This window comes from Legionella anisa, assembly GCF_001467525.1.
Classification (GTDB): Bacteria; Pseudomonadota; Gammaproteobacteria; order Legionellales; family Legionellaceae; genus Legionella; species Legionella anisa.
On sequence record NZ_LNXS01000004.1, the window covers coordinates 84,937 to 104,582 of the forward strand.

Below are 19,646 nucleotides of genomic sequence, written 5' to 3' on the forward strand. Positions count from 1 at the left end.
TTAGGGCAAAATAGGTTAAGGATTTAAATTATGTTAGCAAGGTTACGATTTTTCGCAAAAAAAATGCCTTCAAGTGAAGCATATTCATCAGTTCGCGATGTTTACGCATCACATAAACCCTCTCTCATTAAAGGCAGTCTTACAGGTCAGCGTTGGCGTTATCAACGAATGGGACAAACTTTAGAGAGGATTACTAATGTTCAAAAATATAAAGAATTACAACAACAAGCAACAGCTAATTTAACTCTTTGGGAAAAAACAAAATCTTCGGCTCCATCAGTAGTCGAAGTCGTCTATAAAGATTGGGGTGTTGCAACTTTAGAAGCTACTAAAAAGTATGGAGTAATGTATTCCGTATTGAATATGGCGAATTCAGTCTATCCTGGAGGTGCTGCATTGGAGGGTGGAAGTGCCCAAGAGGAAAATATGTGGCTGCGTAGTACCTGTGCCCTTTCATTGATAGATAAATTGGTCAAGTTAGACAAAGAATATAGCGATACGTTTGTTTATACTAAAGAAGGAATAGAATTGATAGAAGCCAGAAAGAAAATGACGGCAAAAGAGCGTGATATCTTAAGAGGACGTTGCCCCATAATTTTTCCTCCTGAAGTCTATAAAACATTCCATAGCGACGTACCAAGAATATGTTTTAGAGGTCCGGAAATATCGTTGCCACCAACAGTAGATGACTATCCCTCAAGTGGGCATGTTGCAAGCCCTGAGATGAGTTATGAGTTTCTTTCTCCGTTAAGTATTTTTCCTTTTCATGAATTAAGATCATCTGCTCCTGAACATTTTACTGAGGCAAAACCAAAGGACCCCAGTGTATTAAAAGAATACAGAGAGGATTTACGTCGACGAATTGCAGCGCAATTGGATACATTAATTCTTACTGGACAACCTTTTGTAATTCTTGGTGCTTGGGGTTGTGGCGAATTTAAAAATGACCCTCAATTAGTGGCAGAAATTTATGCCGAAGAAATTGAAAAAAGAGCTCTTTTTTTTCAACATATTATGTTTCCCATAATTAATACCAAATCCCATTCCGATAATTTCGGAGTGTTTGACAGAATGCTTACTGGATTGAAGCTTGGCGACACCAACTCACCCAAAAGCACCCTGTAGCTTAAAAATTCAATATCTCTTTAGGGCTATTAGGAAATACGCTTATACTCCTTCCCTAGGAGTTTTTATTTTTTATTTTATCTAACTGCATCTCCTCATCAGTACCCAAATCCTCTTCGTGTTCACTCATTTCCCCTTTTTCCTCATCATGTTCAACCGGACTTTTAATTATGCCTTTAAGCATATGGGATGCAATTGCATTCGTCGTGGAAGTTGGAGAGGGCTCCTTTGAAACCTCACTGCCGCCCCATGAAACGAAAAGTAGCGCGCTGTAGAGAAGTTGAAATAAGTACATGACTTCTTCAACTATCCGTTCATCATGAAACATTAGAGTAATGGCTAGTCCTAATATAACTGCCGAAAAAATAGTCTGGAGTCCTTGAATCATTTTTTCATTGGGATGGGTATCTTCACGACATACTGCATGACCGGAATTGAGTACCTGGGCAAAAGCTATAGGTATTAACGGAATAGGGCTTGTTGTGCTAGCAATTTGCATGCCTGCTTGCACTGTCAATTGAGCCACTGCCAAGCCGGCATTACCTCGTTGGGTATTTCTATGGGCAGATGTAGACTGGGGAGCACGCATTTGGAGACGTTCCAATACACTAGAATAAGTTCCTGAGGGCATTTTTTAAAATCCTTTTTTAAAAGTTAATTTGAGGAGTCGATTTCAACCACTGAAAATTCCGCGCATTTTTCAATTAAGGTTTTCCAGAAGCAAGTTATTATTTTAACTCGTTTTTTTTCAACTTCAATATTAGGGTCTGTAAACAGACACCTTAGGCGGAGAAACAGACTAAACCTGACTTTGGTTATCAGCTAAAGAAAAAAACTATCGCGAATATTTTTTAGAGACGAATTAATAAGAGAAATACAGGCATCAGCAAGGCATACTGATTTGCCTGTAAAGAAATAAACCCGAGTCGCATCGCTTTGCTGCACTCAGGTTACTCTATATTTTTCCTAGTGCGTTGTTTTGCTTTTCTCACCGCCAAACAACCAATCCATACTTACCTCAAGCTCATTGGCAATTCTTTGCATGGACTTGGAATCCAAAGCAACACCATATAATAGCGCTTCAATTTTAAATTTAGGCAATTGGAATAATTTAGAGCACACTTGCACGCGTTCTGTCATTAAGGCAGGAACACCAAGCTCATCGAGCTCCTGATTCAAACGTTCAGTTAGTTTCTTGTTTGACATGGTAATCTCCTTTCGACTTTTTATCAGTGTAAAACAGATAAGCTTAAGGATTGATTAACAAAACACACTTTGAAAGAAAAAATTAAACTCTTTTTCTCCTAAGTGGCACAGTGAGGGAAATTTATAGTTGGTTATAGCTAAATATTCAATAGGCTGTAAAATACGTATTTGTGCGATCCTCAGGTCTTGTCCCGCCGAATGTACTAAGTAAAGAATTTCCAGCTGAAGAATTCGCCCTGGAATTAAATAAAAATATTAAGTACTTTAGATTAGGGTCTGTTTTCATTTCGCTAGCTTGAGCCAAAATGGCCTGATTTTCGAGTACCGAAACGCAGCATACACAAAGTATGTGAGCATCGGAACGCAGAAAATCAGGACAGTTTAGCCAAGATAGAATCTGTTTATATTTCGCTAGCTTGAGCCAAAATGGCCTGATTTTCGAGTACCGAAGCGCAGCATACATGAAGTATGTGAGCATCGGAACGCAGAAAATCAGGACAGTTTGGCCAAGATAGTAGAAATAGAAACAGACCCTCATGAAACACTACATAGAGAATCTTAATCATGGGAAAAATAAATTTAGAAGATTACCTCAAAAAAATAAAAATTACTGTTCCTTCTCTAACTGATGCTTCACGTGAAGATAAAATAGATTTTTTAAGAAAAATCTATTTTGCTCATGTCCAGACTTTTCCATATTCAAATTTTGAATTACGAAAAATTTCCAAACAGCATCTTATCCAAAGAAATTCATTGTCTTTTTTTAGCTACAAAGATTTGCTTTCTTCAAAAGATGGAGGATATTGTTTTCAAACGGCTGGTTTGTTATTCGATGCATTATCGCAACTGGGGTATTCCGTTTCATTTTGTGCCGCACGAGTTCTTCTAGGAGCAATCCCTAATGATCCTGAAATACTTAAGCTCCCGCCTACTCATCTTATATTAACCGTTGAAATCGATGATCAAAAGTTTCTTCTAGACCCTGGATTAGGCTCTTCCGCTCCTCGCTTCCCGGTACTCATTACGGGAAAAAATGAGTCGATTGCTCAAAACGAAGATGAATTTAAGTTTTATCCTATGGGTAATATCCATGTTCTCGAGAAAAAAACAAGAAAAGGTTGGTTTCGCTTAATGCAAACCGATTTGAGTCCTATAAGCAAGGACCAAGCAGCAATGAATTTACTCAAATTGGAACGTCATCCGAATAATCTTGCAATACGTGATGCCAAAACGGTTATTGGGATAATTACCGAGCATGGTCGAAAATCATTGGTTTGGGATGCACATTCAGAACAGTTAAAATATTCAGCCAGTGAGGGTGCAGAAGTCACAGAAAGAGTTTTGGATAACTTTGAGGAGGGTCTCCAAGTGCTTATTGAGGAATTTGGTATTGATAGTTCAGTTGAAACATTAAAAACATACTGTACAAACACTTTGCCTCTACCCATAAAGCCTTGGACACTTCATTTTCCTCTCGATCAATTTGAATTGAATGAAATGAAAAAAAATTTAAGTCCTATCTTATAACCTCTATGAGGTAATAAGGGCTTATTTTGACAGGAAAATAGTATCACCTATTTATTAGACTTCTTCGGAAACTCGCTACAGAGGAGAATTCTATTGAACCTTTGGGTTATCACTCGGGTAAGTCGATATACCCAGGGGAAAGCCGGTGGTAATCCCCGGAATACTTATTTTATTGTAATCCCAGTCTTTTGTAGCAAGTTCACCGGCCATCCAAAATCCTACTGTATTTGATAACATTTGCGTTGGCTCCGCTAATGAAAATTTTAAACGCATTAAAAAATCCTCAATCTTGGGTTGTTTTGAATAAGCGTAATCACCGGGTATTGCAGCACGATCAGGTAAAAAGATACTGGGAATATTGGTAAAAACTTTATTAGCAATTAGTGTGCGATTGTGCCTCGATGCCCATATATTATTGTAATAGTCATAATCAGCGCGAGGTATTTGTTGTTCACCTAATGACGATTTAATCGCTGCATAAGGAGCGATATAAACTCTATCAGATGGCAGGGTGTTATTGGAAAGTGCCTCAACAAAGGGAACCAACCAATTACTGTCTTTAGTCACACCCGCCGAAACATTTGATCCAGCAACAAAGCGAATGATTACTTTTGCAGTGGGCCAATCAATATTTAATTGAGCTATTTTACGATGAAGCTCATCCATGCTTTGTAAGGCGGTTAACATAAACGTGCCAACCATCACATTATTATAAGGAATTGGGTATGCGTTATTCCCATCAAGAAAATTATTTTGTAGCGAGGTCATATCAAATGCTTGTTTCCCGCTAAGAACCTCACTCATATAATTACCTGCCATGGAACAAGCATAATCGATCATATTATGAATTAAAGTTAAATGCGGTTTCCAAGCAGGCGCATTAACGTGTTCCAACCAGTTATTTTCTGTTTGCGCATTTAGTTCTTTTACTGCTTTTACATCTTTGAGTAAGATTTCCATTTGCGACTTCCAATTGCTATCGCCATTTTCCTTTATTTTTGCAAGATACATCAGCGCGGGACCAATATGGGATACTGCGGTCATTTCCGTGAAGCCCGAGTTCGGGGCAGTACGCATCAATTGTTCCAGCTCTAACTGACGTTCACTGTTATAAATATACAATGTTGAATCGATAAATAAGATCAATGAACCCTGATCTTGTTGCGCTAATCTACTGTTTTTTTTCAGTTCCGACTGGAATAAAATTTGAGAAATATTGATTTTTCCCTTAGGGTACTGTGCCTCTCCATTCCCAGTAAAATCATAATATAAATTCCAGAAAGCTTGGGGCGTCGCATAACCATTATTTGCTGTATTACCTCCTTCATTTTGGTTGGTTACCACGGTAGGTCTATAATACAAATCCGTACGAGCAGGGGCTATTTCATTAAAACCAAAGACAAATAATAGGATATAGAAAATTCTTATGTTGGGTAATTTCATAGCAAAAATCCTTCTACTATTCACAGCAATACAGCTTCCCAGCTAAGGTCAAAACTATATCCTTGCTGATCAATAGAAACCTACTGAGATATCATGTCGCTTTAGTAAGATTGTTTCAAGTGCAACTTGTTCTAAAGTTTGAGAAATTTCTTACATGAATATGAGATAAAAAGGCGATGATAATTTAGAACATTTTGTTATGCTTAATACACGAGGAATGACAATGGATGTCTTAAAAGGAAATTTATAGCATCATGGAAGACGCTATACCACAAGGATGTGGTTACCCTCCTCGTATTAGTCTGCTATAAGTCTGATTATGCGCCCATTAATCAGACTTAATTCATTTGTTCTTTCTAATCATTTTACAGCGTGCACCCAAATAATTAAAAACCCACGTATTATCTTAAACCTAACGAGGAAAATCGTTCTTAATTTATCATAAAATCGCTTTTTGGAGCACGCTCTATTCACTGATACGGTTACTCATAATTACTTACTTTAAAGCGATCGATTACCGTGTGTTGATAATTAATGATTTTTTAAACTCTTTTGCGCGCCATAGCTTTTCTCTTATTTGATTTATTTTTACTTGTTAATTTTTTTTTCATAAAACAGCATTTAAATATCACTAAGATTAAATTGAAATCTCAAAGTATAAATAATACCTTGACTAGAGACTATTTGTGATACATCTTATACGTATGTTATCCTGTCGGAACAAAATATGATCATTAGTGACCTGTTTAATTGGCTTCAAGGAGATGAAAAAACTGTTCATCTCATCAATCAACACCTATCGCAAGACCTTCTCAAATCGGAACAATCTCTAGCAAAAAAAACAAACCGCATACTTTTGAGTGAAGTACGACTTGCCAAATTTAACGGCCTTGAAACAAGCGATGCCCTAAGTAAGTTAGAAAAACACATCTTCTTCATGGATTATCTTGAATTTTGTAACCAACAATTCACTGAAAATCCAAAAAACTCTTTATTTTTAATCACCTTAAAATATCTGCTCATCAAGGTTCAAAAAGAAGATCTCCATCTCAATGCAAAATTGAATGGATTATTTGTCGCTTTATTGCAGGAAGACCGAGGAAATACTCTTTCTTTTTATCAACAAAACGAAACATTATTTAAAAATCATCCTGAAATTCAAAAGCGGGTTGAACTCGAGTTACGCGAACAAAAACGCGATGAAGCGGTAAAACAAGTTGAGGACCATTTGGTTCATTTAAACAAACAGTTATCCAATCAGAAAAATCCTTTAGGAATTATTGGTTTATGTAAAGGATGGATTAGTGACACAGAACAGTTTGCTGCATTAATACTCTGGTTATTGCAGCGTCATGTCAGTACAAAACAAATTCTCCAAACCTACTTACTGCATGATTTTCTTAAATATCATTTATTTACCTTGCACTCAGGGGACAACGAAGTTTTTCATTTATATGCCATGCTTAGTCGCTTCCCTGAGGCCAAATCACTTGTGGAAGCAGCCCAGCTAACAGGCAGTGATGAGCGAGGGTTTCAGCGCTATACACTTAATGGAATTCTGAGCGAAGAAGAACTTCAGAGCATCCCCCCGAAACCGCACGAGTTAGAGTTCTCATTAACCAAACCGAATTTTTTGGCCTTACATAAGCTTTTTGGTCTAACTTTTCTAACTGCAGCGGTAATCACTTCAGTAGGAAATAAAAATTTAAAATGGCGCGAAGCGTTAAATCAAACTTTGAATCAGCCAGAAATTGTAACCAAAGAAATCCCCGGGCTTATTAATAAGATTGCTCAGGAATCCTCACCTCAAACTCTAGAGAATTTAGCTGCTTTAATCGATGATCATACCGCGCAGCACCTACTATCCAAGAATGAAGGTTCAGTATTTTACCTATTGCCTTATAAACCGAAGCTTTTTGAATACATCAATCAAAAAAATATTACCGAATTTATCCAGCAAGTTTCCTTGAGACATACTTCTGATCCAGAAATTGTTTTTCAATTAATGGCATTATTTAGGATGCTCCCGAAGAAAAAAAATCCGATGACACAGCTCGTCTTCGAAGCAATTATCGATAATCTCCCACAACATCCACTTCTGTTAGATGATGAAAAATTATTGCGTCAGTTAAGGAAATACCCTGACTGCCAGCTGATACTTAGCCAACACAGTGAAAAAATAAAAAAACAAGTCAATGATTGCATTATTGAACAAGCAACCACCCTCCCATTTAGCAGCCACAATTATCATATTATCGAAGATATTTGGGTTGATGCGACTCGAAAACTCACTGTCTTTGATCTCATTTCACCTCAAGCTAAATTCAATCTCAATCATAAATATGCGCTTCAGGCAAAAATTGCTGAAATTGCTTTTTTTCATCAGGGGGAACTTTTTGATTTGGATGCTTTCATCGAATCATTATCCCTGCCTCCTGTAATTGCAAAAAATGAAATAAGCGAGTACGAGCGGATTCTTATTGAAATTCTTGCGGTCATCGATAATGAATCAATTAGGGCGCAAATTATCGAAAAACTGGAAAATCATCCCGTGCACCGACTTGATTGGGTAGAAAAAGAATATGAAGGCAAAACAATTTTCCTTAAGGCCGCAAAACATGGCAATCTAGGCTTAATCAATCTTTTGAACGATCGCATTGCGCCAGAAACATTTAACAAAGCGATAATTCTAGCTGCAGAATCAAATCAATGGAAATGTGTTGGTCGGCTCTGCCGAATTAATAAAGTGCAATTGAGCGAAGAAGAAATTGAAACGCTCCTTCTCCACGCAGCAGGGCAAGGCCAGATAAAAATTATAAAATACCTTTTAGGTACTTACGATTATGAGCCATCCACTGCAGAAGTGATTCAAATTCTTAATCAGGCAATTAAAAATAACAAGTTAAATATCGTTGAATATTTCTATAACTTTTCCAGAAATATGCCAACTCAATCCGTAATCCATAAACTATTTAATTCAGCAGTCGAATTGGGGTTTTGGGATATTGCTCTATTTATTGCGAATTCAGAAAGACATCATCCCTCGCTGTTAGTTATTGAAAAGGCATTTACTCATGCAGCAGACACAATGCAGCGGGAGGCAATGCAGCGGTTTTTTACTTTATCAACAAATGCACCGCGACCCAAGGCGATTCACCGAGCTTTTGTAAAAGCCTGTCAGTTAGGTCATTTACCAACCGTTCAATGCCTTCACGATTTATCTGAAAAGTTACCTCGAACAACCCTTGAAAAAGCAGTGGAACAGGCCATCATTAATGAGCATAAGGAAGTTATTAGCCATTTATATAACTCATCCATTTATCCGCCAAGTCAATCTTTAGTAAATCAAGGATTTATAACTGCTGTAAAGACAGGAAAGACTGCTCTTGTTGAATTTTTTTGTTCCATGCTAGCTAAGAACAAACCGTCTCAACATGTTATCAATCAAGCAATGTATTGGACCGTCAAACACGCGCAAGAAGAACTATTTAGTACCCTCTGTCATTGGGAACAGTATTCTCCAGGAAAATCGGTTATAAAACACGCTTTTCTTCTTGGTGTAAAAGAGGGAAAACTGAGTATTGTTAATTATATATGTAACAATAAAATGAATTCACTCAATCAAAGGGATATTGAAGAAGGGCTAATCTTAGCAGTGAAACTTAAAAACCTCCAAATGGCTCGATATTTATGTGAGCTTCCTGCAAACTCACCACAAAAGAAAGCCCTACAGATTGCTTTCAATAAAGCAGCTTCCAGTGGTCAAAATGAACTTGCTGATTATTTAAGTAAACAATTACACAGTGAAAAAAGCCCTCAACACACAGTAGACGCCGAAATGGACACTAGTTCAGGAACAAATCATGATCCTGAAATGGATAATATCTCGGAAATAGATACCCTATCAGATACTGGCTTAGAAATTGATGACAACATGACAATGGATAACAGCTTAACTATAGAGAGTGACCCAGAAAATGAGCAGGAATCTGATATGACTCATGAACCTAAAGTTGGAATCCCTTTAAAGAGCCATGGACTTTTTAAAGTAAAAAGACAGCTAAACCTACCTTCTGTATCGACTGATTTAGTTGGCACACTCACTTTAGAATAAGATTAAATCAGTAAAAATTAGAGCAATACTGTGCCACTAATTTTTACTGATTAGATCGCCACATTGTGTAAGAAACTGCTTTCAAAGATCAATTAACTGAATTTTTTAAATTCGCCCATAGACTGTACTAAAATACAAAATAGAGATCTTTGTTCGGCATGATCGGACATACCAGAGAGAAGGAATTTAGGGACACGTTCAACTGGGAGATATTTATGCAAAAATATTGTATTCAGGCAGCCATGTTTCAGTTACCCATCCCCTTTTTTAATCGTTTTGCCCATGATTTTTGGATTTTAAGAGAGATTGAGAGTAATACCGTAATCGCTCAATTACATGGCCTTGCTACGTCAAGAAAAAGCGGAAATATAGTACCCATTGGATACAACAAAGATCATAGTTTAAAAGCCTACTGCATTGCCTATGACACTGAATTTGCCAATCAATATGGTTTGCAACAAGGTACTTTTGCATTACCTATTCACGTTCACCGCACGGTATATTTAAAAGAAGATTGTGTCCAACACTGGCTACAAGGAATAAAAGCGATTAAAACAATTAATGATTTGGATCTTAACTATCCCCCTTATGGATTCACAATTCCTTTATCAGCCACCATCAACAGTAACTCCATCTATCATACTTTTGCGCAGGTAATGGAAATACCCTTACACACCTTTGATGGTTTTTTTCATATAGGAATTGAAGGTTCTATCTACGACCAAATTAAATATCATTTATAAATAAATTTATTAAATTAAGCATGCAACATTCGCTAAAACTGCCAGATTTTGTTTTTTATAAAACAGGTCTTTACCCCTTTTGATATTTTCTGTAGTCTTTCCTTTTTTTAATTTAATGAATAAGGATCTTTCATGCCTAGTTTCTCTACGTTTAGCATTTACGAAAAAGAAATGCGTACCTTCATCAATAAAGTTGCCGAAGCAACCTCCTTAGAACACGATAAACTGACTACCTGGTTTTATAGTGAGGGCGTGATGCAATTTCGCGGAGGACAAGCTGCGGATTATTACCCTTACGTCAATGAGAATCTAAAAAAATTTGGGCATAGGCCATTGATCTCCAAACAACATTCCATGGGGCAAACACTCACTGGTTTTATGACACTAAAAAATGCCTTCATCAATCAGTTTGCAAAAGATCAACTGGAACTTAAAAATCAATTAGAATCCTTATTTACCCATACCTTTTATAATGCCATAGAGAGTCATTTACCCTACATTATTATTCAAAGTGAAATATCTTCCGAATTGAGCGCCTATCAAGATAAAAACGGCGGTTCTCTTGAACCAGTAGAAGCGCTTAAACTCTCAATTAAAATGTTTGAAGAAAAACGCGCTAATAATCCTCAGTTAGAAGAGGATTTTAAAAATCAACTCATTCTAATGAATGAGTTTTTAGACTATTTAAGCAAACAAGCAGCATCTTCTGGACAACAGTTCTTTAAACCAAGTGACAATAACACCTCACACATAACTTCAGAACAACTCACTCTAAAATAGTTGAATCAGCATGTGCTTGTTTTGCTCTTGAATTATAATAAACCGGTTGTTCATGTAGCCCGGAGTGAAAGTAATCTAAACCCCGGGCTCGGTACCTATAATGCTCTTCATCTAATTGAATTTGCTTATGAATCGATTGGGGATCATGGCCTTGGGAGAACAACTGCATGGCCTTCCTTTCTTCAGACGTCCACAGCTCTGTTTCTATCATTTCATGCGTTACTTGTTGATAAATCTCTTTAAATTCCGTTGTTGCACGTATATCATCCAGAATTTCTTATCATATGTTGAGAATTACTAACCATTATTTACTTCCTCCGCACAATGTTCAAACCATACAATTATAGTAAATTATTTGCACAATAAAGCTGAGGAAAGTCTATTTAAAATTTAACGATAATATTTACTTGAGAGTCTTCAATGAAAACCTATAGAAAAGAATTATGGTTTCATATTCCTGCGCGGATGGGATTTATAAATATAACCGAGAAAGTACGCGAGTGCTTAAACGATAGCGGTGTTCAGGAAGGTCTGGTTCTAGTAAATGCCATGCATATTACTGCATCTGTTTTTATTAATGATGATGAAGAAGGCTTGCATCAAGATTATAAAAAATGGTTAGAACACATTGCGCCCCATGACCCCATATCGCATTATCAACATAACAATACTGGAGAAGATAATGCGGATGCCCATATCAAGAGACAAATAATGGGCCGGGAAGTTGTCGTAGCGATTACGGAGGGAACGCTTGATTTTGGGCCTTGGGAGCAAATTTTTTACGGTGAATTCGATGGATGCCGCGATAAAAGAGTCTTAGTGAAAATAATTGGGGAGTAGCACGCGGATTTATTATGTAAATAGCGCAATTGCCTATTTTTTTCTTTTGTGTATTATCGTAGGTAATTGTGCATTTATTTTAATAAACCGGAGGATTTATGGGACATCTTGTTAATAATGTGTTACGCACAAAAAATATGGAGGCGCTGTTGCACGCTATGGGGATTGATTTAAATAATGCCAAGGTTTCCTGTAAAGATGAGCGCGTTATTTTTACCCCAAAAACAACGAAAGACGGCGAAACTCTAGCAACAAGTTTGCAAGAAATCTTACAAAAAGATACTGTAAAATCGAATCTAAGACGAATGACTGTTGTGGAGTTAATAACTGAAGAAATTGCTCAAGCGACCTGCTCTGATAATGAAAAGGCTGAAATACACAAACAATCCTGCCTGTCTGTATTGAGCACGTTACAACAAATGATTGGACTTAAATACACGCTTGATGAAGAACAGGAATATTTGAATATCCAACTTCCATCTGCTGCTTTTGCTCCCTTATTTAATTCTTTAAATTATAAGTACCTGAGCATTGAAGGTGAGCAAATCAAATTCAACATCAAGGAATTTCTAAAAGCTCATAAGCAAGAACTTATTTTAATTGATGGAAACTCACCTTTGCTGTTTGCCCACTCAGATTCCTTTGAAAAGAAAAAGGTTTTTTATGCAGAGAAAAGAATCAGCGAGGATACAGTGGAAGTGACTCCCTACTTTTTCGTTCCGGATGCGCTTACGCCGCCTACCTATCATTTTGTTTTAGATACCAGCAGCAGTATGGATGGGGAGCCATTGACTAAGTTGAAAAAGAGTGTTATTGAATTTGCCGATGCCCTATTTCAATTTCAACCTGATGCAGTCATTAATTTCACTAAATTTAATAGCGCTAGTGAAAAAGTGGGAATGGGTAGTTACCGAAAACAAGACTTTGATGAGCTATCTAAAAAAATCAATCGTTTAAGTGCCTCTGGACAAACTCGACTTTTTGGCACAGTATCTGATCAATTATCGATGCTAGCACAATCAACACAGCATAATAATGTTTTATTATTTACTGATGGTGAGAATACAGTAGGTAATAACGATCTACTCATCGCAGAGCTGGAAAAAGCAGTTAAATCCTTAAAGGATGGCTCCTCTTTAATTCCTGTGCGCAATAAATTTTTCATCCTGAGTTATGGCACAACTCAACCTGATATTTTGCATCAAGTGGCAGACACATTTGGCTCTCTTGTTCTCTATACCGATACGATTGATTTTACCGAAGCATTATCTAAAAAAGGTAAATTGCAGGAATGGGCGGCCGCTCGCGAATTATTTACCTGTCGTCTAGAGGTTACGAATGGCTCCGACCTGGGCGCCAAATCAGAAGAATACGTTCGTTCTTACGATATGTCAGGACAATTTGTTGCGTTAAAGTCAAACCAACATAAGGATAATGAAACCTTGCATTTAACGATTACCGATAGCAGTGGCAATACCCTGCTTGACGATAAAAAGTCTTTTGCTAAAAAACCAATGGAAACTTCCCTGTTACCTGGAAGCGCCAAAGCAGCACGCCAACATGGTGTATTTGCATTACAGGGAACCAACAGCAAAGAGATCAGTCAACCGTTAGTGCCCAATGCTACTTTTGGATAAGTTCCAATGTTTGAACCCCATAGGCCTGAGAATTATTAATGACCAAGGTCTGGGGTTCTTTAATGAGCAGCTGTATTAAAGGACATACAATTGGGATCTAAGAATTTAAACCATAATGATTTTTTTGGAAATACGATTATTTATCGCACACACGATTCTTGGGGCGATATTTTCGTAATCGATAAGGGAAGCATCAGGGCGTTAAACTTTGATCCAGTCTATGATCAAACTGGCATTTTTATTCAATATCCTCACATCCCAGTACATGAATATACTCGTGTCATGGTATTGGTTCTTGCATTGACTAAACCAAGCCATATCACTTTATTAGGATTAGGTGGAGGAAGTTTAATTCACTGCCTTCATTTTCTTTTACCAGAGTGTCGCCTTTTTTGTATTGAACTCCGTGAAAAAGTGTATGGCGCAGCAATGGATTTTTTTCAATTACCAAAAGCAAAAAATATCGAAATAGAGATTGCAGATGCGCAAGTTGCAATCAAATTTCAAAAAAGTAACAGTACTCAAATCGTTTTTGCTGACATGTATCTTGATTACGGAATGGACTTATTTCAAATTCAGCAGCAATTTGTCGAACAAACTCACCGTATTTTAGATGATTTCGGTTGGCTGGTTATCAATTTCCATGAACTTCCCGAACTGGATTCCTTTTTTATTCAATGCATGCACGATTATTTTGCTGATCTATTTATTTGTCCAACAGTGAGCAATAATTATATTTTATTTGCCAGTAAATCTTCTGTTAAAGACTTGCATTTAGGCAACTATCAAATGCCCCTTGCTGAATTAGAAAATAAGCTCAATATCAAGTTACTCCGTTTATTTAAAAAAATAAAACGCTATAAGAGCGAGACAAATGAAGAATTAGCACGATCTTAAAAATAAAAATTTAACTTCCTGGATTGAGCCTCCAATTAAGCAATTAGACCGTTAAAGCTTCCGATAAAACCTCATCTTGCTCCTTCTGATTTTTTTCTATCTTTGGTAAATCGCGCAGCTGGACAAAATTAGGTTCAACAATCAATACTGCATATTCACCAGTTGTTTGCACACGCTGCATTGTTGAATGAACACCTGTTATTTTATGCTTTATTAAGTGCTCAAGAACAACCCTTGCTTTATCCTCATTCTTTACAGTTAATAAAATTTGAGCCGGACGTGCTTTTTCACCATCACGTCTAGGATAATATTTCCAATGAGATAAATTGTCTTCAAAAAGAGAGCTTGTACATTTCTCTAAAGCATCTTCATAGTCTTTTTTAGCGTTTTGGTTAATAAAACTGAATTCATTCTTAGCTAATTTCGGCAATGATTTATCATCTAAAGAGAGCGGTTTAAAATCACGTATTCCTTTTAATTTTTCTAACATTTCCTTACTTAGAATACGAGCTGCTTCTTCAATCTTAAGTACTTTTTCCTGCAAAGCATTATCATTTGGCTGAAAAAGGATAACGCCAGGATACCCTGTAGTCACACGATCGATTTCGTGCGCCGCAAAAAATGCTTGGTTTATTTCTAGCATTTTATTTGCCGGTGCAATCCACCCTATACTGGGATCAAAACAGATGACACTATCAGGCAATCTCTTGAATTTATCTATGCGTTGACCCGGATTAATGCTGACATCTCCAATCAAAAGACATGCATGATTGTAAGATTCTCCTGTAAATACATTCTTCTTTTTACTATCCAATGCAATGAAGGTAATCGGCAAATCAATATTTTCCGTCTTAAACTGTTTTAATAATTCAAATAAAGCGTACGTTGAAAGCTCGCCACAGGAACCCATTTTACAATAAGCGACCGCAAGCTGTTTCAGCATATGGGTTGACGTAGCTCCGTTTGGAAAACCTTTTATTTTTTTTGCTAATACCTCCGAGGCATCTCTCACTAAGTTAAGATTCGTTATGGATTGCAGGAGTAAATCCAAAGATTTTCCAAATTTAACTCGATATTGTTCGAGTTCATCTTCATAAACAAAAGGCAATTCAGCTAAAGGGATAATACTGTTACGAGTCACCATATTTTTTTGAATATCGGCTAAAATTTTCTGAGCTATTTTGATTGCTTTTTCTAGAGACATTCTTCTTCCTTAGTGAAAAATAGATGGGGAAATATATCAACAGGTGTTCTCACTGTCCATTATAAAAGCAAATTTTATTTTGGCTGATTCAGTAAAGGAACACATTTACAATTGGAGGTATCATGCTTATAGAGTTTTTTTATATGGAACATAAAAATTTCTATTTTATTTAGAACTGAATCCAACATCATGTTATTACTTCAATAGTAAAACTGCTCTACAATAATAGAATACTCATTGAAAGAGTATTCATTTCACTCTAACCATAGAATAGGTATCATGAAAAAAATATTCTTCTCATCCATTTTACTCATTACTTTATGTTTCTTAACAGGGTGCTGGACAGTACAGAAGGGACAAAAATCTGGAGTCATTGTCAAAGTTGCCAAAGAAGGTAAACTTTGGGGAACCTATGAAGGTGAAATGATCCTGGGCGGTTTAGAAAACGCCAGTGGGGCAAGCGGTCGTGCCTTTCATTTTACTCTGGGTCAGTTCAAATCAGAATTGGTAAAGCAAGCTGATTTTGCCATGCAAAATAATAAACATGTGATTATTAGTTATCATTGTGATGCCTATACCCTTCCCTGGAGTGGTGAAACGAAATGTTTTGTCACTAAAATTGATGTATTGCCAGATAGATAATGAAGTTATAAAAACTCTGGATTTGGGCGAGCCGTCAAAAAGCATTGGATCACTTTAAGAAATTTCTTACACGAATTTAAGCGAGTATGGCGATGACCTTTTAGAAAAATTTGTTATGCTTAACAAGAACGAGGAATGACAATGGATGTCTTAAAAGGAATATGTCGCATCACGGAAGATGCAAAACCACATGGATGTGGTAGCTCCTCCTCGTATACCCCACAGCTCTTTTCCACTAGTGCCCAGGCTAAGAAATTCAACTAAAAAAACTCATCGATGACACTTTTACGCAGAATATCTCTATGTCTCGCGTTATTACTGATCAGCGAGCATCGAAATAAGAACGAAGAATATTTGTGAATTTTAGTTATACTATTGAGATAGGGGTTATTCTGGAATAAGTGAGGAAACGATGCTCAAAGGTTCTGAACTCTTAGTTGCTGCCCTGGAAAACGAAGGGGTACAACATATTTTTGGTATTCCTGGCGAGGAAAATCTGGATGTTGTAGAAGCACTCCGTAACTCGTCCATCAAACTGGTGCTCACCCGACACGAGCAGGCGGCCGCGTTTATGGCAGCAACCTATGGGCGATTAACCGGTAAAGCCGGGGTTTGTATCACCACATTAGGCCCTGGTGCTCTAAATCTCACTACGGGAGCAGCTTATGCCCTTCTTGGCCACATGCCCATGATCATGATTACTGGGCAAAAAGGCGTTTTATCCTCGCGTCAAGCACGATTTCAGATGGTAGATACGGTGGCAACAATGCAGCCCTTAACCAAAATGTCGCGCCAAATTGTCTCTCCGTCAATGATTCCTACCATCGTACGGGAAGCGTTCCATCTCGCTCAAGAAGAAACTCCAGGACCTGTGCATTTGGAACTTCCTGAAGACATTGCCGCGGAAAAAAGCAAAAAGGTTGAACTCATTCCGCCCCACCCTCTCGAATACCCTATAGCGAGTGAGACGTCGTTAAATCGCGCAGCGGAAATGATTAAAAAAGCAAAACGTCCTCTCGTTATGCTTGGTGCTGCAGCCTCACGTCCGAGAGCAACCAATGCCCTGTCTCAATTTATTACGCGAACAAAAATTCCTTATTTTACAACCCAGATGGGTAAAGGAACTGTTTCTGGAGCAACAGAACTTTATATGGGTACTGCGGCCCTTTCAGAGCGAGATTATGTACACGAGGCAATAGAACAAGCCGATCTGATTATCACTATTGGACATAGTACAATAGAAAAGCCACCTTTTATCATGGGACCTCATCTTGAAGTCATTCATGTCAGTTACAAATCCGCCACCGTAGAACAAATTTATTTTCCGCAGGCAGAGGTTATTGGCGATATGGGCCCCTCCTTAAAATTGCTTGCAGATAAACTTGAAGGTAAGCTTCCTCATGCGGATGCACTTCTTCATTTACGTGAAGGGATTTTGAGTAAAATCGCGGCAAGAGCCACCGAAGATCGCTTCACCCCCCAACGTTTGGTCTATGATGTTCGGCAAGTGATGCCGCGTGATGGGATTCTCGCATTGGATAATGGGATGTATAAAATCTGGTTTGCTCGCAATTATCGTACCCAAGTGGCAAATACCATTCTTCTTGATAATGCGCTTGCTACTATGGGGGCAGGCCTTCCCTCAGCCATTATGGCTTCCCTCTTGTATCCGGATCGCCGCGTGATGGCTATATGTGGTGATGGGGGTTTTATGATGAACAGTCAAGAGTTAGAAACTGCTGTCCGACTTAAATTAAACCTGGTCGTACTGGTACTTGAAGATCATGCGTTTGGCATGATCCGTTGGAAACAAGCAGTAGATCATTTCCCCGATTATGGCATGACCTTCACAAATCCTGATCTCATAAAATACGCTGAATCTTACGGAGCGCGAGGGACGCGGGTTGAGTCCATTGGAAGTTTTCAATCCATTCTGGAAAACGCATTCCAGGAGGGAGGAGTCCATCTTGTGGTATTCCCCATTGATTATTCAGAAAATAAACGTGTTCTTGTGGATGAATTACAAGAGCGAATGCCACCAAAGAAAAAGGGAAAATAATGACAAAAACACTTCGTGTGGTACGTGCATTTGATCGAGCATTAATCAAAGAAATTCCTGCTGATGATGCACAAGCACTTGCAGAAAAACTTAACAAAGCCGCATCAGCCCTAAGCAATCGTGATGCTTGGCTCAAACCTTACGAGCGTATGGCCATACTGAAACGTACCGCCGAGCTCTTGGCATCCGAGCAAGAACGTTTTACGAAGTTGATTGCCCAAGAAGGAGGGAAACCCTTTACGGATGCAGCAGTTGAGGTAACACGTGCCATAGATGGATTAAACGATGCTGCCGAAGAGTTACGCCACTTTGCGGGCAAAGAAATTCCGATGGGACTCACCCCTGCCAGCGCGCATCGCTGGGCATTCACCATTAAAGAACCCATTGGCGTGGTAGCCGCTATTTCGGCATTTAACCACCCACTTAATCTGATTGTGCATCAAGTAGCCCCAGCAATTGCAGTGGGCTGTCCGATAATTATTAAACCGGCATCGACAACCCCTTTATGTTGTTTAGAACTCATCGAATTATTACGCAAAGCAGGACTAGCGGATGCATGGTGCCAAACCTTCATTACTGAAGATAATGACTTGGCGGAACGACTCGCAACCGATGAACGAGTCGCTTTCTTAAGCTTTATCGGTTCAGCAAAAGTGGGATGGTACTTAAGGAGCAAACTCGCTCCGGGAGCGCGTTGTGCCTTAGAACATGGAGGTGCCGCACCCGTGATTGTTGATCGCAGTGCAAATTTAGCGAAAACCATCCAGGCTCTTGTCAAAGGGGGGTATTATCATGCCGGGCAAGTATGCGTTTCGGTACAGCGAATCTTTGTTCATAAAGACATTATTACTTCGTTTATGGACGAATTCGTCAATAAAGTTAAAGCGCTACGCGTTGGTGATCCACTTTTAAAGGAAACTGAAGTGGGGCCGCTTATTCTTCCACGTGAAACGGAACGCGTCATGTCCTGGATCGATGAAGCAGTAGCAAAGGGAGCAAAAGTATTTGGTGGCGGCCGGCTTTCCGAAACAACGTTAATTCCCGCCGTATTACTCAATCCAGCTGCCGATGCCAAAGTATCGCAATTGGAAATTTTTGGTCCGGTAACCTGCGTTTATGAATATGAACAAATGGACCAGGCAATTCACACCGCAAATTCATTACCCTTTGCTTTTCAAGCCAGTGTATTTTCTGAGGATATAGCGCCGGCACTGAAAGCAGCAGAAGAGCTAGAAGCTTCCACAATACTCATTAACGATCACACCGCCTTCCGTGCCGATTGGATGCCTTTTGCTGGATCAAAACAATCAGGCTATGGCATAGGAGGAATACCTTGGACTATGGAAGAGATGTCCAAAGAAAAAATGATTGTTTTGAAGAAGGGCTGATGAATGATAAACAAGTAAATACATCTGCTCCAGAAAAGCAA

16 protein-coding genes are annotated in these 19,646 nt (G+C 38.3%); 11 read left to right on the forward strand and 5 right to left on the reverse strand.

Annotation, left to right across the window (positions count from 1 at the left end; genetic code table 11):
- Positions 1–30: 30 nt before the first annotated feature.
- Positions 31–1,125, forward strand: a complete 1,095-nt coding sequence (locus Lani_RS02300; RefSeq protein ID WP_019235212.1) for a poly(ADP-ribose) glycohydrolase domain-containing protein — start codon at positions 31–33, stop codon at positions 1,123–1,125.
- Between the two features lie 55 nt (positions 1,126–1,180).
- On the opposite strand, the gene Lani_RS02305 is transcribed toward Lani_RS02300, so the two are convergent.
- Together Lani_RS02305 and Lani_RS02310 are read right to left on the reverse strand one after the other, a co-directional pair.
- The gene (locus Lani_RS02305; protein ID WP_019235213.1) at positions 1,181–1,756 is read right to left on the reverse strand and encodes a hypothetical protein; all 576 of its coding nucleotides are present in this window, start codon (positions 1,754–1,756) and stop codon (positions 1,181–1,183) included.
- 335 nt (positions 1,757–2,091) lie between these two features.
- Entirely contained in the window at positions 2,092–2,331 is a 240-nt protein-coding gene (locus tag Lani_RS02310; protein WP_019235214.1) for a hypothetical protein, read from the reverse strand.
- A 564-nt stretch (positions 2,332–2,895) separates the two neighbouring features.
- Here Lani_RS02310 and Lani_RS02315 point away from each other — a divergent pair.
- Positions 2,896–3,858 (forward strand): arylamine N-acetyltransferase family protein, encoded by a 963-nt coding sequence (locus Lani_RS02315; protein ID WP_058388380.1) that lies wholly within the window; start codon positions 2,896–2,898, stop codon positions 3,856–3,858.
- Between the two features lie 90 nt (positions 3,859–3,948).
- Here the strand turns inward: Lani_RS02315 and Lani_RS02320 are convergent, their stop codons facing one another.
- Complete coding sequence (locus tag Lani_RS02320) at positions 3,949–5,301, reverse strand: DUF5624 domain-containing protein (RefSeq protein WP_019235216.1); 1,353 nt, start codon at positions 5,299–5,301, stop codon at positions 3,949–3,951.
- Positions 5,302–6,028: 727 nt separating this feature from the next.
- Here Lani_RS02320 and Lani_RS02325 point away from each other — a divergent pair.
- From Lani_RS02325 to Lani_RS02335, 3 genes are all read left to right on the forward strand, one after another.
- On the forward strand, positions 6,029–9,415 hold the full coding sequence (locus Lani_RS02325; RefSeq protein ID WP_019235217.1) for an ankyrin repeat domain-containing protein: 3,387 nt from the start codon (positions 6,029–6,031) through the stop codon (positions 9,413–9,415).
- A gap of 215 nt (positions 9,416–9,630) precedes the next feature.
- On the forward strand, positions 9,631–10,158 hold the full coding sequence (locus Lani_RS02330) for a hypothetical protein (protein ID WP_019235218.1): 528 nt from the start codon (positions 9,631–9,633) through the stop codon (positions 10,156–10,158).
- Positions 10,159–10,290: 132 nt separating this feature from the next.
- Complete coding sequence (locus Lani_RS02335) at positions 10,291–10,938, forward strand: hypothetical protein (protein WP_019235219.1); 648 nt, start codon at positions 10,291–10,293, stop codon at positions 10,936–10,938.
- On the opposite strand, the gene Lani_RS02340 is transcribed toward Lani_RS02335, so the two are convergent.
- Entirely contained in the window at positions 10,925–11,107 is a 183-nt protein-coding gene (locus Lani_RS02340; RefSeq protein ID WP_019235220.1) for a hypothetical protein, read from the reverse strand. The genes Lani_RS02335 and Lani_RS02340 overlap by 14 nt on opposite strands.
- Positions 11,108–11,358: 251 nt before the next feature.
- On the opposite strand from Lani_RS02340, the gene Lani_RS02345 reads away from it, so the two are divergent.
- The 3 genes from Lani_RS02345 to Lani_RS02355 all read left to right on the forward strand — a co-directional run bounded on the left by Lani_RS02345 (position 11,359) and on the right by Lani_RS02355 (position 14,312).
- Positions 11,359–11,778, forward strand: a complete 420-nt coding sequence (locus Lani_RS02345; protein ID WP_019235221.1) for a secondary thiamine-phosphate synthase enzyme YjbQ — start codon at positions 11,359–11,361, stop codon at positions 11,776–11,778.
- 98 nt (positions 11,779–11,876) lie between these two features.
- Positions 11,877–13,415, forward strand: coding sequence for a VWA domain-containing protein (locus tag Lani_RS02350; RefSeq protein WP_019235222.1), 1,539 nt, complete (start codon positions 11,877–11,879; stop codon positions 13,413–13,415).
- Between the two features lie 90 nt (positions 13,416–13,505).
- Positions 13,506–14,312, forward strand: a complete 807-nt coding sequence (locus Lani_RS02355; RefSeq protein ID WP_019235223.1) for a class I SAM-dependent methyltransferase — start codon at positions 13,506–13,508, stop codon at positions 14,310–14,312.
- A 43-nt stretch (positions 14,313–14,355) separates the two neighbouring features.
- Here the strand turns inward: Lani_RS02355 and Lani_RS02360 are convergent, their stop codons facing one another.
- Positions 14,356–15,516: a hypothetical protein gene (locus Lani_RS02360; RefSeq protein WP_019235224.1), complete on the reverse strand. Its 1,161-nt coding sequence runs from the start codon at positions 15,514–15,516 to the stop codon at positions 14,356–14,358.
- A 279-nt stretch (positions 15,517–15,795) separates the two neighbouring features.
- Between Lani_RS02360 and Lani_RS02365 the strand changes: the two genes are divergently transcribed.
- The 3 genes from Lani_RS02365 to Lani_RS02375 all read left to right on the forward strand — a co-directional run bounded on the left by Lani_RS02365 (position 15,796) and on the right by Lani_RS02375 (position 19,605).
- On the forward strand, positions 15,796–16,158 hold the full coding sequence (locus tag Lani_RS02365; protein WP_019235225.1) for a hypothetical protein: 363 nt from the start codon (positions 15,796–15,798) through the stop codon (positions 16,156–16,158).
- Between the two features lie 412 nt (positions 16,159–16,570).
- A complete protein-coding gene (locus tag Lani_RS02370; RefSeq protein WP_019235226.1) occupies positions 16,571–18,217 on the forward strand; it encodes an acetolactate synthase large subunit in 1,647 nt (548 codons plus the stop codon).
- Complete coding sequence (locus Lani_RS02375) at positions 18,217–19,605, forward strand: aldehyde dehydrogenase family protein (RefSeq protein ID WP_019235227.1); 1,389 nt, start codon at positions 18,217–18,219, stop codon at positions 19,603–19,605. The genes Lani_RS02370 and Lani_RS02375 overlap by 1 nt, the downstream gene beginning before the upstream one ends.
- Positions 19,606–19,646 lie beyond the last annotated feature (41 nt).

Bases quoted from the DNA above. Each gene is read 5' to 3' on its own strand.
- Lani_RS02300 (WP_019235212.1), top strand. From the start codon at position 31: ATGTTAGCAAGGTTACGATTTTTCGCAAAAAAAATGCCTTCAAGTGAA.
- Lani_RS02305 (WP_019235213.1), bottom strand. From the start codon at position 1,756: ATGCCCTCAGGAACTTATTCTAGTGTATTGGAACGTCTCCAAATGCGT.
- Lani_RS02310 (WP_019235214.1), bottom strand. From the start codon at position 2,331: ATGTCAAACAAGAAACTAACTGAACGTTTGAATCAGGAGCTCGATGAG.
- Lani_RS02315 (WP_058388380.1), top strand. From the start codon at position 2,896: ATGGGAAAAATAAATTTAGAAGATTACCTCAAAAAAATAAAAATTACT.
- Lani_RS02320 (WP_019235216.1), bottom strand. From the start codon at position 5,301: ATGAAATTACCCAACATAAGAATTTTCTATATCCTATTATTTGTCTTT.
- Lani_RS02325 (WP_019235217.1), top strand. From the start codon at position 6,029: ATGATCATTAGTGACCTGTTTAATTGGCTTCAAGGAGATGAAAAAACT.
- Lani_RS02330 (WP_019235218.1), top strand. From the start codon at position 9,631: ATGCAAAAATATTGTATTCAGGCAGCCATGTTTCAGTTACCCATCCCC.
- Lani_RS02335 (WP_019235219.1), top strand. From the start codon at position 10,291: ATGCCTAGTTTCTCTACGTTTAGCATTTACGAAAAAGAAATGCGTACC.
- Lani_RS02340 (WP_019235220.1), bottom strand. From the start codon at position 11,107: ATGCAGTTGTTCTCCCAAGGCCATGATCCCCAATCGATTCATAAGCAA.
- Lani_RS02345 (WP_019235221.1), top strand. From the start codon at position 11,359: ATGAAAACCTATAGAAAAGAATTATGGTTTCATATTCCTGCGCGGATG.
- Lani_RS02350 (WP_019235222.1), top strand. From the start codon at position 11,877: ATGGGACATCTTGTTAATAATGTGTTACGCACAAAAAATATGGAGGCG.
- Lani_RS02360 (WP_019235224.1), bottom strand. From the start codon at position 15,516: ATGTCTCTAGAAAAAGCAATCAAAATAGCTCAGAAAATTTTAGCCGAT.
- Lani_RS02365 (WP_019235225.1), top strand. From the start codon at position 15,796: ATGAAAAAAATATTCTTCTCATCCATTTTACTCATTACTTTATGTTTC.
- Lani_RS02370 (WP_019235226.1), top strand. From the start codon at position 16,571: ATGCTCAAAGGTTCTGAACTCTTAGTTGCTGCCCTGGAAAACGAAGGG.
- Lani_RS02375 (WP_019235227.1), top strand. From the start codon at position 18,217: ATGACAAAAACACTTCGTGTGGTACGTGCATTTGATCGAGCATTAATC.